We start from the raw sequence: 15,069 nt of genomic DNA, 5'->3' as shown, positions 1-15,069 counted from the left end.
GGATATATACCGTCAGAACAGCGGCAGTTGCTGGCCGGTCAGCGCCGCGAAGTCATCGCCCACGAACGGCAGGATGGCGTCGGCCACCGGCTGCAACTGACGGCTCAGGTAGTGCTGGTGGTCGATGGGGGATTGGCGGTTCTCCAGCGGTTCGGGGCCGGAGGTGGTGATCAGGTAGCTGATCCAGCCGCCGTTCTGGTACTGCTTGGGACGCCCCAGCCGGGCGTTGTATTCATCGGCCAGGCGCGCGGCACGTACATGGGGCGGCACGTTGCGCTGGTAGTCGGCCAAGGGCCGGCGCAGGCGCTTACGGTACACCAGCAGCTCGTCATCCTCGCCCGCCAGCAGGCGCTGCACGGTTTCACGCACGTAATCACGATAGGGCTGGCCACGAAATACCCTGCCGTAAAGCGTCTGCTGGAACTGCCGGGCCAGTGGCGACCAGTCGGTGCGCACCGACTCCAGGCCCTTGTAGACCACGTCCTCGCTGCCATCCTGGCGCTGCACCAGGCCGGCGTAGCGCTTCTTGCTGCCCTCTTCGGTACCGCGAATGGTGGGCATCAGGAAGCGTCGGTAATGGGTTTCGAACTGCAGTTCCAGGGCGCTGTCCAGCCCCATGGTTTCACCCAGGTGCTGGCGCCACCATTGATTGACCTCGGCCACCAGCGCGCGGCCGATGCGCGCCGCGGCCTCCTCGCCGTGGGCGCCCTTGAGCCAGACGAAGGTGGAGTCGGTGTCGCCGTAGATCACGTCGTAGCCGCGCGCCTCCACCAGGGCCCGGGTCTGGCGCATGATCTGGTGGCCGCGCATGGTGATGGACGAGGCAAGGCGCGGGTCGAAGAAGCGGCACCCACTGGAACCGAGTACGCCATAGAAGGCATTCATGATGATCTTCAGCGCCTGGGACAACGGCGCGTTGCCGTCGCGCTTGGCAGCCTCGCGCCCCTGCCACACGCGCTCGACGATGGCCGGCAGGCAGTGTGCGCCGCGCGAGAACCGCCCACCCCGGAAGCCCTCGACCGAGTGCGCGTCGTCTGGCTGGCGCAGGCCCTCGACCAGCCCCACCGGGTCGATCAAAAAGGTGCGGATGATCGACGGGTACAGGCTCTTGTAGTCGAGCACCAGCACCGAGTCGTACAGCCCCGGGCGCGAATCCATGACGAAGCCGCCAGGGCTGGCTTCGTCGGGGCGGCTGCCCAGGTTGGGCGCGACAAAACCCAGGCGGTGCATGGGCGGGATGTACAAATGACAGAGCGCGGCCACCGAGCCACCGCTGCGGTCCACCGGCAAGCCGGTGACGCTGGCGCGTTCCAGCAGGAAGTCGAGCAGCCGGGTGTGGGCGAAGATCCGCGTGACCAGTTCGCAGTCCTTGAGGTTGTAGCGGGCCAGTGCCGGTTTGTCTTCGGCGAACTGGCGGTTGATTTCGTCCATGCGCTGGTAGGGGGTGCTGATGGCCTTGCCCTCGCCGAGCAGCTGCTGGGCAACGCTATCCAGGCTGAACGAGGGGAAGCTCCAGGTGGCCGAACGCAGCGCCTCGATGCCATCGATCAACAGCCGCCCAGGGGCTTCTGCAAAGAAGTGGCTGCGGCTGCCATGCTCGCGCAGGTGCAGCGGCGCGCCGTCACGGCCCAGGCACAGCGGCACGTTCAGCCGCTTGGCGTGTTCATGCAGCAGGCGCAGGTCGAACTGCACCAGGTTCCAGCCGATAATCGCGTCGGGGTCGTGGCGCGCCAGCCACTGGTTGAGACAGTGGATCAGCCCGGCGCGGTCGTCGCAGTAGTGCAGGTCGAAATCCACCTGGCTGGCATCGCCGTTGGCCGGGCCCAGCATGTACACCGTGCGCTGGCCGCAACCTTCCAGGCCGATGCTGTACAGCTCGCCCCGCTCGCTGGTCTCGATGTCGAGGGACACCAGGCGCAGCGGCGGGCGGTAGTCGGGGTCGGGCTTGAGCTGGGCATCGATCAGCGTGCCGTTGGCATCGGGCCGGCCATCGAAACGCACCGGGGCGGTGATGAAGCGCTCCATCAGGTAGCGCTCGGGCGGGCGGATATCGGCTTCGAACACTTCGATGCCGGCAGCGCGCAGGCGCTTGTCGAGGGCGATCAGCTGACGGTGCTGGCGGCAGTACAGGCCCAGCACCGGGCGCTGGTCGAAGTCGCGCAGTTGCAGCGGCTTGAGCTCGACCCCCTGTTCACCGGCCAGCAGCACGCGGGCATGCTCGGCCTGGGCGACGGGGATGAACGCCACCGACGGTTGCGGCGCCAGGCGCAGGTGGCGTGGGCCCTGGTCGGTGGCCAGCCAGAACTCGACACAGGTGCCTTCGGGTGTGTCGTGCCAATGGCGGGTGAGGACAAAGCCCTGTTGACGCTGCACTGCGTGGTCCTTGCTGGGTACTGGAGGGCGATTCTACACCCTGCAGCGTCCGATCAGCGTGCGCCAGCGACGAATCCGGCGCGGCGCCCGGCAAACACCAGCAGCCAGGCCAGCCCGGTGAGCGCCAGCACCACGACACCGAACGAGCCGACCCCGGCCCCGGTCAACAACAGCCCGCCAATGATCCCGCCCAGGGCGATCGCACTGTTCCACACTGTCACCAGCATCGACTGCGCCACATCGCCGCCCTCGCCCGCCGCATCGGCGCAGGCGGTCTGCAGCAGGGTCGGGGCGCCACCGTAGGTCATCCCCCACAGTGCCACGCTGGCATGCACCAGCCAGGCCGAGCCCTGGGCGTGCCCCAGGGCCAGGGTCGCCAGGGCGAAACCGGCCAGGCACAGCAACGTCAGGCCGCGCAGATGGCGGTCGACGCCAAGCCCGACCAGGGCGATGCCCGCCAGTGAAGCCAGGCCGAAGGTCATCAGCACCTGGCCGACATCCGCGCCCATGCCCGCCGCCGCCAGCAGCGGCACGATGTAGGTGTAGAGGATGTTGTGGCCGAGGATCCACGCCAGGATCACCAGCAGCACCCGCGCCACCCCGGGGGTACGCAGCACGCCCAGCGCCGCGGGGCGTTTGCCGGCGGCCTGGCCGGGAAAGTCCGGCACCGCACGCAGCACCCAGGCCACCAGCAGCAAGGCCGCCAGGGTGACCACCACGAAGGCGGCGCGCCAGCCCAGCCAGGCGCCCAGCCAGGTACCGATGGGCAGGCCCAGCGACAACGCGATGGGCTGGCCGAGCATGGCCAGCGCCATCGCCTTGCCCTGTTGCGCCGGCGCCACCATGCGCCGCGCATGGCCGGCGATCAGGCCCCAGGCCAGGCCGGCGGCGCACCCGGTGAGAAAGCGCAGCAGCAAGGTCAGCTGGTTGTCGCTGGACAACGCGGTCAGGCCGTTGAACAGGATGAAACCGACGATGGCCAGCAGCAGCGCCCGGCGCCGCCGCCAGCCTTGGGTCAGGGTGACCAGCGGGATGGCGGTGAGCAACGAGCCCAGCGCATAGGCGGTGACCCACTGGCCGGCCATGGCCTGGCTGATGTGCATGCCGTTGGCGACCTGGTCGAGCAGGCCGGCGGGCAGGGTTTCGCTGAGGATGGCAATGAAGCCGGTCAGGGCCAGGGCCAGCAGCCCGCTCAAGGGCAGGCGCGTGGCGCTGACGGGGACCTCGGCGGCGATGAGGGTGGAATTCATGAGGGCGTCCTTGGTATCGATCAAGGCCGCTATCTTGCGGTTCTGACGTATCCCGGAAAAAGGCGGGTACAATTCCGCTCACCCCGGACACTGATGTCCGCAATCGGAGCACAACATGGACAGCCTCAGCGGCTTCGTGGTTTTCAACCGGGTTGCCGAAACCCGCAGCTTCGTCGCCGCCGGTCAGTCGCTGGGCATCAGTGCTTCGGCCGTGGGCAAACGCGTGGCGCGCCTGGAGGGCCGCCTGGGCGTGCGGCTGTTCCACCGCAGCACCCGCAGCATCACCCTGACCGCCGAGGGCGCGCTGTTTCTCGAGCGCAGCCGGCGCATCCTCGCCGAGATCGAGGCCACCGAACAGGAACTGTCCCAGGCCAACGGCGCCCCGCGCGGGCGGCTGCGGGTAAGCCTGCCGCAAGTGACCGGGCTGGTGATGCCGGCACTGGCCGAGTTCATGGCGCGCTACCCGGACATCGAGCTGGACCTGGACTTCAGCGACCGCATGGTCGACATCATCGGCGAGGGTTTCGACGTGGTGATGCGCGGCGGCCAACCGCTGGATTCGCGCCTGAACGCCAAGTTCCTCGGCCATTTCCAGCACCGCCTGGTGGCCTCCCCCGACTACCTGCGCGAGCATGGCCTGCCTGCGCATCCGCGCGAACTGGCCGGGCACCGCTGCCTGCACTACCGCTTCCCCAGCAGTGGCAAGCTGGAAACCTGGCCGCTGCGCCGCGAACACCCCGAGCAGGACTACGACATTCCCATCTCGATGGTCTGCAACCATGTCGAGACGCGCATCTGCTTTGCCCTCAACCACCGCGGCATTACCTGCCTGCCGGACTTCAGCGTGCGCGCCGCATTGGCCAGTGGCAGCCTGGTGAGCGTGCGCGCCGCATTGGCCAGTGGCAGCCTGGTGAGCGTGCTCGACGACTTCATCGAACGGCGCGGCAGCTTCTACCTGCTGTGGCCATCGGGCCGGCAGGTGCCACCGCGCTTGCGGGTGTTCATCGACTTCATGCTCGAGCGGGTATTCCCCGGCAACGCGGTCAGCCGTACAGGTAGCTGATGTCCTTGTGCGCCAGGGCCGGCACCCGGGCCAGCAGGTAGTCGCGCAACTTGTGCATCTGCCGGGCCTTGGGGCTGGACTTGAGCCAGGTCATATAATAACCGTCGCCGGTCGCAACGGCCTGCGGGAAGGGCGTGACCAGGTTGCCGGCGGCCAGGTCGGCGCTGGCCAGCACCAGGTCGACCACCGAAATGCCCAGGCCCTGCTGGGCCGCCGAGATGCCCTGGTCGAGGGTATCGAACACCTGGCCCTGGTCGATGCTGATGGGCGGCGCATCCACCCGCGCCAGCCAGCGTCGCCAGTCGCGGCGGTCCGGTGAGGGGTGAAGCAGTTCGCAGCCTTCGAGCACAGCCAGGTCCGGGGCGGGCCCGGGCAGATAGTCGGGGTGGCAGACCGGGATCAGCCATTCATCGAACAGCTTCAGGCTCTCGACGTCTGCCGGGAAACGCCCGTTGCCGAGCAGGATGGCGCAGTCGTAGGGCTCGGAGTAGAAGTCCACGGCGTCGATGTCCATCCACACACTCGACAGCTGCACCGCGCAGCTGTTGTCGACCTTCTTGAAGCCGTCCAGCGCGCGCAGCAGCCAGCGTACCGTGAGCGTGGACGGTGCCTTCAGGCGCAAGCCGTAGCGGTCCTGGCGCAACAGCGCACAAGCGTTTTCGATGATCTTGAAGCCGACCTTGAGCTCCTCGGCCAACAACCGGCCATGCTCGGTGAGACGCAGCTTGGGGCCGCGCCGCTCGAACAGGTCGCAGCCGAACAGGGCTTCGAGGGTCTTGATGTGATGGCTGACCGCACCCTGGGTCAACGCCAGCTCCTGGGCGGCGCGGGTGAAGGAGCCATAGCGCGAGGCGACTTCGAAGGCACGCAGGGCGTGCAGGGCCTGAATCCGTTCCGACATGGGGCATTCCAGAGCATGAGCGAGACTAATAGTTGGTCATAGTTCCAGGCGTTTTACAACCTGTAACCCATCTCGGAAAATGCCGGAAATAACAAATATAGAGCGGTTAACCGTATGGATATGCCGGTAAAACCACCTTAACTGCCGATTGGCGACTACCTGGGGAAATCATGTTTACGGGTTATGGAAATTGCTACCGCCTGGATGCGCTGGAGCTGGCCGATGAACATGTTCAGCACCCACACCACTGGACCCACAAGGCCATAGAACACTTCAAGGAAACCCTCGCCAACCCTGACTTCCCCTGCCTGTTCGGGCGCAAGGCGGTGAATGCGCGCACCTGCCACATCCTCTTCGCCCGCGCCGAGCAGTTGGCCGACGACATCGCCCGCGGTCTTGCCGACTACATCGCCAGCCTCGAGCCCCTGCCGCTCAAGCAGCGCATCGGCAACCCGCTGCTGGTGTTCCTGCAAACCGCCACCGACACCTCGCTGCAACAGCAGCAGGCATTGGCCTGGGACGTGCTGCGCCAAGTGCACGCCCGTGACCCCCGGCCCTGGCCGCAACAGGTGCCGCAAGACCCGCACGACCACCAGTGGTCGTTCTGCTTCGCCGGCATGCCACTGTTCATCAACATGAACTTCCCCGCCCACCGGCTGATGAAAAGCCGCAACCTGGGCCGGCACATCGCCTGGGTGGTCAACCCGCGGGAGAGTTTCGACGAGGTGGCCAGCGCCAGCACCGCCAGCGGCCAGCGGATCCGCGCCCGCATTCGCGAGCGGGTGCAGCACTACAACGACGGCGAGATGCCGGCCTCGCTGGGCTTCTTCGGCCAGCACGACAACTTCGAATGGCAGCAGTACCAACTGCAGGAGCCCGGCTCGCTGAACCCGGCCCGGTGCCCGTTCCATGCCCCCGTGTCACCCGACCCCTTGATCGAGAACTGAACGTGAATACCGCACTAACCGCCACCTACGCCCTTACCGTCCTGCTGTTGATCGCCACACCCGGCCCGGTGGTGGCGTTGATCGTCAACACCGCCGCCGCCGCCGGCTCGCGCAAAGCCCTGTTCACCGCCGTCGGCACCAACTGGGCGTCGCTGGTGCTGATCGGCGTCGCGGCCTGGATCATCATGACCAGCGCGGCCATCGACAAGAACTGGCTCAACGGCCTGAGCCTGCTGGGTTGCCTGTTCATCGGCTACATCGCCGTGGGTACCCTGCGCGAAGCCCTGCAGGCCCCGGCACAGGCTGCCGAAGCCGCAACAGCACCGGCCACCCGCGGCGGCCTGCTGCAGGGGTTCATGGTCGGTATCTCCAACCCCAAGGACATCATCTTCTTCATCTCGTTCTTCCCGCAGTTCATCCAGATCACCGAGTCGTTCGGCAAGAGCATGGTGGTGCTGTCACTGCTGTGGATTGCCATCGATTTCGCCGTGCTCAGCCTGTACATCTTCGCCATCGGCAAGATCGCCTCGCAGCGCAGCAATCGCCTGATCAGCCTGGCTTCCGGTGTTGCCCTGCTGCTCATCGCCGGCGTGGGGCTGGCCTACAACATCAAGGCCCTGGCGGCCTGAGCCCGGCTGTGCGGCACGCCGCCAAGGAGCGTCCATGACCCTGATCGCCAGGCCCACGACGGGTTTGCAGGACAGCTATCAGCGCTTCCTGCAACTGGGCAGCCGCCGCGCACCGCAGACACTGTACGTGCACGAACAGGGCTACCGCTCCGGCACCATCAATACCGACGCGCAGGGGATGCGCTACAGCCATCGCGCCGGTAAGCGCTTTTCGGTGGCCGAGTGCGCAGGCGCAGGGCGCATCAACCTGCTGGTGGGCGGCTCCACCGCCCTGGGGGTTGGTGCCAGCTGCGACGAGCAGACGGTGGCGTCCCATCTGTCGCTGCTGACCGGCGACACGTGGCTGAGCCTGGCCGGATGCGGGCTGAACGCCACGCAGGAGTTGCTGCTGTTCCTCACCCACCAGCACCGCTTCGGCCAGCTTGGCCATGTGGTGATACTGAGCGGGCTGAACACCCTCGCCCAGGAGGCACTGGTCGAAATACTTGCCGCTGCCCATGACCCGCAGCGCTCGCAAGCCCACCTGGCATTTCTCAATCGTTTCAACGAGGGCGTGCAAGCCACCGCACCAGAGCGCCATGAGTCATTGTGGCAGCGCCTGCTGCAGGCCATGGCACCGCGTCAGGCGCCGCAGTGGCCGACGCTCGATGCGCTGTTGCCCGCAGACAAACGCCTGGCCCGCGCCGCCGACAGCATCGGCCGAACCTTGCGCCAATGGGAGCGCCTGCTGGCAGGCGACCATAGCAGCCTGACCTTCATCCTTCAGCCACTGCTGCCCTGGTGCCGTGACACGCTGCCCGCGGGTGAACAATCGATGCTCGACCGGCTTGCGCAGCAACCGACGAACTTCGATCGCCTGCTCGGTGACAGCTACGATCGCCAGCTGCACTCGGCGTTTTTCCGGCGTATCCGCAGCCAGGCCGAGCCGGTGCCCTGCTACGACATGAACTGCATGCTCAGCAGCTCACCGGTTTTTGCCGAAGAGCTGTTCGTCGATCGCCTGCACTTCAACGATCAAGGCAACAACGCCCTGGCCAAAGTGATCACCGCCAAGCTGGGCCTGGCCCAGGAGAAACACGCGCAACGCAGGGTACCGCCGATCAAGCAGGGGTCATAAGGGTTTACCGGACTTTCGGCGAGCGGGTGAGGATGGCTAGAATACGCGGTCGTCGCACCTGATTTGCCTGAGGCACACCCGCACCTGCCATGACCATCGAAGCCGTCCACCCGCGTAATGGGTTCAGCGCCCTGCGCGTCGCCTGCCTGCCGCTGCTGCTGACGACGTTCGCTGCCCAGGCATTGGAGGTGAGCATCGATCCCCATGCCGACCTGCTCTACCGCCAGGCCTTGCCGCTGCTGGAACAGGCCGACGCGTCGGACGACAGCGCCAGCCCGTTGCGAACCGTTGCCGGCGACCCCGAGCTCAGTCGCCAAGGCCAGGCCTTGGCCCGCACCCTACCCACCGCAGTGGCGCTGCTGAAGAAATCGGTGGAGCTCAATCACCCGGTCGCCCAGTACCGCCTGGCGCTGTACTACATCACCTTCCTGCCAACCGGGCACATCTCCGACACCGCCTGCCCACTGCTGCAAGCCAGCCTCCAGCAGGGCTTTGCCCCGCCGGCGCTGGCCATCGCCCGCTGGTGCTCGCCATACAACGCCAGCCCCGCCTACCGCAGGGCGCTGGACGCGATCCCCAGCATGGCCACCCTGTACGCCCCCTATTACCCGCAACCGGCAACCCGCCTCGCCTGCAGCCGCACCCGGCCTCAGGGCCTGGAACTGCAGTGGGGACGCCAGCGCGACTATCAGGCCGAAGTCTACCGCCTGCTCAGCGAGCTCGACCCGGTGCGGCGCCAGGCCTTGCTGCACAAAGCGGTGGAGATCAACGGCTGCGTGACAGCACAACGGCACATGAGCAATCGCTAAGCCCTTGACGGCAAACCAGCAAGAACGTTCAAGCCAGAAGGCGGCACCTCTGGCATGCTGGTCCACCCTGTCGATTCGTTGTCGTGCCCCATGCCCAACCCCACCCTAGCCCGCCAGGCGTTTGTCCATGGCGCCATCGCCATCCTGCCGCTATCACTGGCCGTCGCCCCCTGGGGGTTGCTCGCTGGCTCCATGGCCATCGAAGCCAACCTCAGTGCCTGGCAAGGCCAGGGCTTGTCGGCCATTGTCTTCGCGGGTGCCGCGCAGTTGGTGGCGATCGGCATGCTCAAGGGCGGCGCCAACCTGTTCTCGATCCTGCTCACCACGCTGCTGCTGACCTCGCAACACCTGCTCTACGGGCTGTCGATGCGGCCTGTGCTGTCGGGGCTGCCAACGCGCTGGCGGCTGGGCTTGGGCTTCCTGCTCACCGATGAGTTCTTCGCCCTGACCAGCCACCACGACCAGCAGCAGTTCAACCGCTGGTACGCCCTGGGGGTGGGCCTGACCTTCTACGTGGCGTGGAACCTGTTCACCCTGGCCGGCATCATCCTCGGCCAGAACATCCCGCACCTGGATCAGCTGGGTCTGGATTTCTCCATTGTCGCCACCTTTGTCGCGCTGATCGCCCCGCTGGTGCGCAACCTGCCCACCGTGGTGTGCGTGGCGGTGTCGCTGTTCTGCTCGGTGCTGTTCAGCTTCTGGCACTGGGAAACCGCGCTGGTGGCGGCCGGCCTGCTGGGCATGGCCGCCGGCTTCATCTGTCAGAAATTTTCTGGAGGCCGCCCATGATCTGGCTGCTGATCTTCGCCATGGGTGCGGTGGTGTTCCTCAACCGCTACGCCTTTCTCGAACCGCGCCTGCCTTTGCGCTTGAGCTCCAACGCCCGCCAATTCCTCGGTTTTGCGGTGCCCGGCATGCTCACGGCGATCTGCGGGCCGATCATTTTCCTGCCCGGCCACCAGCTCGACTTGAGCCCACTCAACCCTTACCTGCTCGGCTCGCTGGTGGCCATCACCCTGGTGCTGTTGACCCGTAGCGTATTGCTGAGCATGCTGGCGAGCATGCTGATCTTCTTCCTTCTGCGCAGCTGGCTGGCATGACCACGCCCCTGCGCGAACAGACCCATCTGTGGCAGGCCCCGGCACTGGGCGACGTCGAGATGCTGCACGCCCGTTACTTCCAGCAGCGCTTCGCCCCGCATGTGCACGAAGGCTACGTGTTCACCGTGATCGAGTCCGGCGCCCAGCGTTTCTGGCACCGCGGCAGCGAGCATCTGGCGCCAGTGGGCAGCATGGTGCTGATCAACCCCGACGAGCTGCACACCGGCGCCACCGCCCACGAGGCCGGCTGGCGCTACCGTGGGTTCTACCCCGAATGCGCGCGCGTCACCGGGGTGCTCGATGAACTTGAACTGGGTCGCCACGGCATGCCGCTGTTCAAGGCCAGCGTCATCCAGGACCCGGCACTGGCGGCGGCCTTCAGCCAGCTGAACCAGCGCTCGGAGGCCGGTGCCAATGCCCTTGAACAACAAACCGCCTGGCGCCAGGCAGTGCTGGCGCTGGTGCAGCGTCACGGCCACTGCGCCGAACCTGCAGCACCCGGCCAGGAGCCACTGGCGGTGGCCCGCGCCCGCGAGCTGCTGGAAAGCCAGCTGGCCGATCCCCCGTCGCTGGAAACCCTGGCGGCGGCGGTGAACCTCTCGCCCTTCCACTTCGCCCGGGTATTCCGCCAGGCCACTGGCCTGCCGCCCCATGCCTGGCTCAAGCAGCGCCGCCTGAGCCGTGCCCGAGAACTGCTGCGCAGCGGGCTGCCGGCCCTGGAAGTCGCCTTCAACCTGGGGTTTGCCGACCAGAGCCACCTCAGCCGGCAGTTCAAACAGGCCTATGGTGTCACGCCAGGCGCTTACCGACAGGCCTGCCTGAACCCCTGAACGGCGTGCGGCAATCCACCTCAGGCAGCCTGGCAGGCCACTGCTACACTCAGGGGGCTGAACGGAGGATCTCGCCATGTCCGAACATGAAATCACCACCCTCCTCTCGCTGATGAATCAGCGCCAGGCCTGCCTGAGCAGCGCCTGCAAGGAGATCGCCGACTGGATCGACCGCCAAGGCGACGTGCCTGCCGCCGGCAAGATCCGTGAAAGCCTCAAGGCGCTTGAAGCCGACGAAGCCAAGGTACGCAAGACCTTGACCTCGCTGACGCTCGACCGACCGCTGCCGCGTTTCCGTTGAGTGCCGTCACAGGCGAAACCGCGCCACCAACCCTTGCAACTCGCCGGCCAATTGCGTGAGCGACTGGCTGGCTGCGCTGGTTTGCTGGGCGCCAACGGTCGTGCGTGAAGCCAGGTCACGGATGCTCACCAGATTCCGATCCACTTCCCTGGCTACCTGTGCCTGCTGTTCGGTGGCACTGGCGATCACCAGGTTGCGTTCATTGATCTGCGCCATGTTGTAGGTGATCTGGTGCAACGTCTGCCGCGCCTGGCCCGCACTCGATAACGTCCGACGCGCCTGCTCGGCACTGTTTTCCAAAGCCTGCGCAGTATTTTGCGTGCCGCCCTGCATGGCCGCGATCATGCTTTCGATTTCGGCCGTCGAATCCTGGGTACGCTGCGCCAACGCCCGCACCTCGTCGGCCACCACCGCAAAACCCCGCCCGGCTTCACCTGCCCGTGCCGCTTCGATGGCCGCATTGAGTGCCAGCAGGTTGGTCTGCCCGGCAATACCACGGATCACATCCAGCACCTTGCCGACATCCTGTGCCTGCTCGGCCAGGTCGCCCGCCTGCACCGAAGCCTGCAACACTTCCTGGACCAGGCTCTCGATCGCCTGGGTCGCCTCGGCCACCTGCTGTTCGCCCGCCTGGGTGCACAAGTGCGACGCCTCTGAAACTTGCGCGGTGGAAACCGCATTGCCCGCCACTTCATCCACCGCGCTGCTCATCTGGGTGACGGCGGTGGCCGCCTGCTCGATTTCGTCGGTCTGGCGCTGCAGGTCATGGCTGCTGGCGGCCATGACCGCACTCATCTGCCCAGAGGCAGTCGCCAGCTGGCTGGCCGAATCTCCGATGCGGCGCAGGGTGCCGCGCAGCGTGGTCTGCATCACCGCCAGCGCCTGCAACAGGCGGGCCGGCTCATCCTTGCCGAGGGGCGCGATAGTGCTGGTGAGGTTGCCCTCGGCGATCCGCTCGGCCACCGCCACGGCCTCACGCAGGGGCACGACAATGCTGCGGGTCAGCCACCAGGCCAGGAACAGCGTCACCAGCAAGGCCAGCAGCACCACGCCGGCGATCACCCACTGCGATTGGCGGTACGCCGCCTGGGCGACATCCGAGGCGGCATCGGCCCCTTGCTGGTTGTAGCCGATCAGGCCTTCGAGCAGTTGTTCAACCTGGCCGCCGATAGGCGCCAGCTGTTCGTTGAGCACGCTGTAGGCCTGCTCACCGTTACCCCGTTCAACCAACCCCTGCAACTGCTCGACAACCTTCAGGTAGGCGTCCAGGCGCAGGTTCAGTGCCTCGAACTGGGCACGGTCATCGGCCTGTTCGATGGTGACCGCGTAGCGGTCCAGGTTGTCACGCAACTCTGCCCGCTCACCGGCAATCGCCGCCAGGCTGGCGAAGTGGCTGCTGTCGCGGTGATCGGCAATCAGCCGCAGGCATTCCTGGCGAATGACCGCAACGTTGCTGGCAACGTCATGGATGGCCTCGATACCGGGCAACCACACCTGCTCGATGACTTCCGTACTGGTGCGCAAGGTCACCATTCGGCCCAGGCTGAACAATCCGGTCATCACCAGCATCAGCGCCAGCACCGCGAACCCTAAAGCGGCTCGCTGGCCGATGCGCATCGATCTTGAATACATTGCCTGCTCCTTGAATAGACATGGGTGCGCCTCCGTTCACGGGGTCGTTGTTGTAGGGGGGGATACACGCAATAATGGCAACTTGATATCACTCGAGCTGAAACATCCCAGCTCAGCGCAGCAGCACCACGCGGCAATCGGCAACAGGTGCGCGCAATGACGGGCGACCAAAGTGGAAGCCCTGCTGCCAGGTTGCCCCGGCCCTCAGCACGCGCTGCTGATCGGCGCCATCCTCGACACCCTCGACCACCACGCAGGTGGCCAACGCGTTACAGAGCCCGACCAGATGATCAAAGACTTGTGCATCGGTATCCGACTGCCGCGCCCGGTGCAGGTAGCCGCGGTCTACCTTGAGTACGTCGGGCTGCGCCTGGCGCACGAAGGCCAGGCTGGCAAAGCCGGCGCCAAAGTCGTCGATTGCCACGCGGCAGCCGAGCGCCTGCATGCTGGCGATGAAGGCCAGTGTTTGCGCCGGGTCGCCCGGGGCTGCACTTTCGGTGATTTCCAACACCAGCCGCGCCGCCACGTCGGGCCGGCGCCGCAGCCGTGCCCACAGGCACTCCCAGGCCGGATCGGCACAGGCGCTCTGGGCCGAGAGGTTACACCCCAGGTGCAACTGCGGATGCTGCTCCAGCGTCGCGATCACGCAGGCCAGCACACTGCGGTCGAGCAAGCCCATGGCCTGGCGACGCTCCAGCACGGCGATGGGGTTGAAGCCCAGTGCGGGGCCTTCATGGCGCAACAGGCATTCGTGGTACAGCACGCGTGCCGGGTCACGGCCATCGACCACGGGTTGCATCGCCAGGGCGAAGCGGCGCAAGGCCAGTTCGCGGTATACCAGCCGGCTGCGCTGCAGGTCGCCCCAGGCGCTGGCAGGGCCTTCATTCACAGGCATGTTCATCCGTTTGTCCGCTCCAACGATGTGCCGGCTTCCTACTGGCGAACACCCCTTCCCTGGTGGCGCATAGGGTCCCATCGCCAACGCCGTGCGAACAGTGTTCCCAGGCCCACTTCGATTGTCCGCCGGCCCCTGCTGACTGCCTTGCGGCACTGATCGGCCGTCTGCCTTGTCACTCCTTCATTGAAACCTGCGTTACCAGGACAGCGTCATGCATACCATCACCCGTGCTTATTTCACCGTACTGGCGCAAGCCCTCGTCCAGGCCGGCGCCCCCGTCGACCCGCAGGACACATTACCCGGCGCCGGGGGGCGTCACCTCAAGCTGGTCGCGGTCTACCGCTGGCTGGAAACACTGGTACTGCAATCCGGCGATGAGGACCTGGGGGTACGTGTGCATGCCCACGCACACCCGGCGATGCTCGGCCAACTGGGTTTTGCGGTGATGTCCTGCGCCACCGTGGGTGAAGCCTTGCAGCGCCTGGCGACTTACCATCCGTTGACCAGCAACGGCTCGATACTGCGCCTGGAACAACGAGCACAAGGCACCCGGCTGATCGGTTTCGAGGTTGGGCCACCCGCGCCACGCGCGTTCATCGATGCGGGCGCGGCGATGACCCTCGGCCTGCTGCACTGGCTGGCGCCGGGCAGCCGGTTCACCCCCCTGGCCATGGAGTTCGCTTACCCGGAACCTGCCGACACCCGTGCATTGCGACGCCTGTTCGGCGAGCAACTGGCGTTCGATCGGCCGTACAACAGCATGCTGTTGCCCGAGGCGGTGTGCCGCCTGACATTACCCACGGCATCGCCAGCGCTGAACCTGATGCACGGCGAATATGTGGCGGCGAGGCTGGAAGAGCGTATCAATGGCTCGATGGCTGCGAAGGTGCGACGGACCTTGAGCGAACGCTTGGCTTTGGGCCAGCCATTGGGGCTGGAGGCACTGGCCACTGAACTGCGCGTCAGCCGGCGCAGCCTGCAGAACGCGCTTGACCGCGAAGGTGTGAGCTACAGCGCACTGCTTGACGAGACCCGGCTGGGCCATGCCCACAGCCTGTTGCGCGACTCGGTGCGCAGCCTCAAGTACATTGGCGCGGCGCTGGGTTTTCGTGACCCCAGCAGCTTTCACAAGGCGTGCCTGCGTTGGTTCGGCGTGCCGCCGGGCGAATATCGGTTATTGCGGGAAGTGCTGTAGGGAGGAAGCGGACCAGGCGACAGC

The 15,069-nt window shown here is 66.2% G+C and carries 15 protein-coding genes and 1 pseudogene; 10 read left to right on the top strand and 6 right to left on the bottom strand.

All coding sequences use genetic code 11. From position 1 onward, the window contains the following. Nucleotides 1-12 precede the first annotated feature (12 nt). On the bottom strand, nucleotides 13-2,373 hold the full coding sequence (locus L6D77_RS01405; RefSeq protein WP_232879775.1) for a DNA polymerase II: 2,361 nt from the start codon (nucleotides 2,371-2,373) through the stop codon (nucleotides 13-15). 53 nt (nucleotides 2,374-2,426) lie between these two features. Further along, nucleotides 2,427-3,623, bottom strand: a complete 1,197-nt coding sequence (locus L6D77_RS01400; protein WP_232879776.1) for an MFS transporter — start codon at nucleotides 3,621-3,623, stop codon at nucleotides 2,427-2,429. Between the two features lie 115 nt (nucleotides 3,624-3,738). On the opposite strand from L6D77_RS01400, the gene L6D77_RS01395 reads away from it, so the two are divergent. Next, entirely contained in the window at nucleotides 3,739-4,686 is a 948-nt protein-coding gene (locus tag L6D77_RS01395) for a LysR family transcriptional regulator (RefSeq protein WP_232879777.1), read from the top strand. On the opposite strand, the gene L6D77_RS01390 is transcribed toward L6D77_RS01395, so the two are convergent. Next, on the bottom strand, nucleotides 4,667-5,587 hold the full coding sequence (locus tag L6D77_RS01390; RefSeq protein WP_232879778.1) for a LysR substrate-binding domain-containing protein: 921 nt from the start codon (nucleotides 5,585-5,587) through the stop codon (nucleotides 4,667-4,669). The genes L6D77_RS01395 and L6D77_RS01390 overlap by 20 nt on opposite strands. 170 nt (nucleotides 5,588-5,757) lie before the next feature. On the opposite strand from L6D77_RS01390, the gene L6D77_RS01385 reads away from it, so the two are divergent. From L6D77_RS01385 to L6D77_RS01350, 8 genes are all read left to right on the top strand, one after another. After that, nucleotides 5,758-6,534 (top strand): YqcI/YcgG family protein, encoded by a 777-nt coding sequence (locus L6D77_RS01385; protein WP_232879779.1) that lies wholly within the window; start codon nucleotides 5,758-5,760, stop codon nucleotides 6,532-6,534. Between the two features lie 2 nt (nucleotides 6,535-6,536). Next, nucleotides 6,537-7,163 carry a LysE family translocator gene (locus tag L6D77_RS01380; protein ID WP_232879780.1) on the top strand — a complete coding sequence of 209 codons (627 nt, stop codon included), beginning with the start codon at nucleotides 6,537-6,539 and terminating at the stop codon, nucleotides 7,161-7,163. Nucleotides 7,164-7,197: 34 nt separating this feature from the next. Then, nucleotides 7,198-8,280 carry a hypothetical protein gene (locus tag L6D77_RS01375; RefSeq protein ID WP_232879781.1) on the top strand — a complete coding sequence of 361 codons (1,083 nt, stop codon included), beginning with the start codon at nucleotides 7,198-7,200 and terminating at the stop codon, nucleotides 8,278-8,280. Nucleotides 8,281-8,369: 89 nt separating this feature from the next. Next, nucleotides 8,370-9,089 (top strand): sel1 repeat family protein, encoded by a 720-nt coding sequence (locus tag L6D77_RS01370; RefSeq protein WP_232879782.1) that lies wholly within the window; start codon nucleotides 8,370-8,372, stop codon nucleotides 9,087-9,089. A gap of 90 nt (nucleotides 9,090-9,179) precedes the next feature. After that, entirely contained in the window at nucleotides 9,180-9,878 is a 699-nt protein-coding gene (locus L6D77_RS01365) for an AzlC family ABC transporter permease (protein ID WP_125859123.1), read from the top strand. Beyond that, nucleotides 9,875-10,189: an AzlD domain-containing protein gene (locus L6D77_RS01360; protein ID WP_011534512.1), complete on the top strand. Its 315-nt coding sequence runs from the start codon at nucleotides 9,875-9,877 to the stop codon at nucleotides 10,187-10,189. The genes L6D77_RS01365 and L6D77_RS01360 overlap by 4 nt, the downstream gene beginning before the upstream one ends. After that, nucleotides 10,186-11,019 carry an AraC family transcriptional regulator gene (locus L6D77_RS01355; protein ID WP_232879784.1) on the top strand — a complete coding sequence of 278 codons (834 nt, stop codon included), beginning with the start codon at nucleotides 10,186-10,188 and terminating at the stop codon, nucleotides 11,017-11,019. The genes L6D77_RS01360 and L6D77_RS01355 overlap by 4 nt, the downstream gene beginning before the upstream one ends. Nucleotides 11,020-11,095: 76 nt before the next feature. Next, nucleotides 11,096-11,320, top strand: coding sequence for a hypothetical protein (locus L6D77_RS01350; RefSeq protein ID WP_232879785.1), 225 nt, complete (start codon nucleotides 11,096-11,098; stop codon nucleotides 11,318-11,320). 6 nt (nucleotides 11,321-11,326) lie between these two features. Here the strand turns inward: L6D77_RS01350 and L6D77_RS27395 are convergent, their stop codons facing one another. The 3 genes and pseudogenes from L6D77_RS27395 to L6D77_RS01340 form a co-directional block, all read right to left on the bottom strand. Next, a complete protein-coding gene (locus L6D77_RS27395) occupies nucleotides 11,327-12,103 on the bottom strand; it encodes a methyl-accepting chemotaxis protein (protein WP_373870558.1) in 777 nt (258 codons plus the stop codon). Nucleotides 12,104-12,184: 81 nt separating this feature from the next. After that, nucleotides 12,185-12,937, bottom strand: a pseudogene (locus L6D77_RS27390) (MCP four helix bundle domain-containing protein); the annotation flags it as partial. 127 nt (nucleotides 12,938-13,064) lie between these two features. Continuing rightward, nucleotides 13,065-13,853, bottom strand: coding sequence for an EAL domain-containing protein (locus tag L6D77_RS01340; protein WP_232879787.1), 789 nt, complete (start codon nucleotides 13,851-13,853; stop codon nucleotides 13,065-13,067). Nucleotides 13,854-14,061: 208 nt separating this feature from the next. On the opposite strand from L6D77_RS01340, the gene L6D77_RS01335 reads away from it, so the two are divergent. Then, nucleotides 14,062-15,045, top strand: a complete 984-nt coding sequence (locus L6D77_RS01335) for an AraC family transcriptional regulator (RefSeq protein WP_232879788.1) — start codon at nucleotides 14,062-14,064, stop codon at nucleotides 15,043-15,045. Nucleotides 15,046-15,069: the final 24 nt, after the last annotated feature.

This window comes from Pseudomonas parasichuanensis, from assembly GCF_021601385.1.
Taxonomy (GTDB): Bacteria; Pseudomonadota; Gammaproteobacteria; order Pseudomonadales; family Pseudomonadaceae; genus Aquipseudomonas; species Aquipseudomonas parasichuanensis.
The sequence above is the reverse complement of the archived record's forward strand: the minus strand, read 5'-3'. Positions and strand labels throughout refer to the sequence as shown.

Coding starts and splice junctions, on each gene's coding strand:
- L6D77_RS01390 (WP_232879778.1), bottom strand. CDS start 5,587: ATGTCGGAACGGATTCAGGCCCTGCACGCCCTGCGTGCCTTCGAAGTC.
- L6D77_RS01375 (WP_232879781.1), top strand. CDS start 7,198: ATGACCCTGATCGCCAGGCCCACGACGGGTTTGCAGGACAGCTATCAG.
- L6D77_RS01400 (WP_232879776.1), bottom strand. CDS start 3,623: ATGAATTCCACCCTCATCGCCGCCGAGGTCCCCGTCAGCGCCACGCGC.
- L6D77_RS01335 (WP_232879788.1), top strand. CDS start 14,062: ATGCATACCATCACCCGTGCTTATTTCACCGTACTGGCGCAAGCCCTC.
- L6D77_RS01350 (WP_232879785.1), top strand. CDS start 11,096: ATGTCCGAACATGAAATCACCACCCTCCTCTCGCTGATGAATCAGCGC.
- L6D77_RS27395 (WP_373870558.1), bottom strand. CDS start 12,103: ATGGCCGCCAGCAGCCATGACCTGCAGCGCCAGACCGACGAAATCGAG.
- L6D77_RS01355 (WP_232879784.1), top strand. CDS start 10,186: ATGACCACGCCCCTGCGCGAACAGACCCATCTGTGGCAGGCCCCGGCA.
- L6D77_RS01370 (WP_232879782.1), top strand. CDS start 8,370: ATGACCATCGAAGCCGTCCACCCGCGTAATGGGTTCAGCGCCCTGCGC.
- L6D77_RS01360 (WP_011534512.1), top strand. CDS start 9,875: ATGATCTGGCTGCTGATCTTCGCCATGGGTGCGGTGGTGTTCCTCAAC.
- L6D77_RS01340 (WP_232879787.1), bottom strand. CDS start 13,853: ATGAACATGCCTGTGAATGAAGGCCCTGCCAGCGCCTGGGGCGACCTG.
- L6D77_RS01365 (WP_125859123.1), top strand. CDS start 9,180: ATGCCCAACCCCACCCTAGCCCGCCAGGCGTTTGTCCATGGCGCCATC.
- L6D77_RS01395 (WP_232879777.1), top strand. CDS start 3,739: ATGGACAGCCTCAGCGGCTTCGTGGTTTTCAACCGGGTTGCCGAAACC.
- L6D77_RS01385 (WP_232879779.1), top strand. CDS start 5,758: ATGTTTACGGGTTATGGAAATTGCTACCGCCTGGATGCGCTGGAGCTG.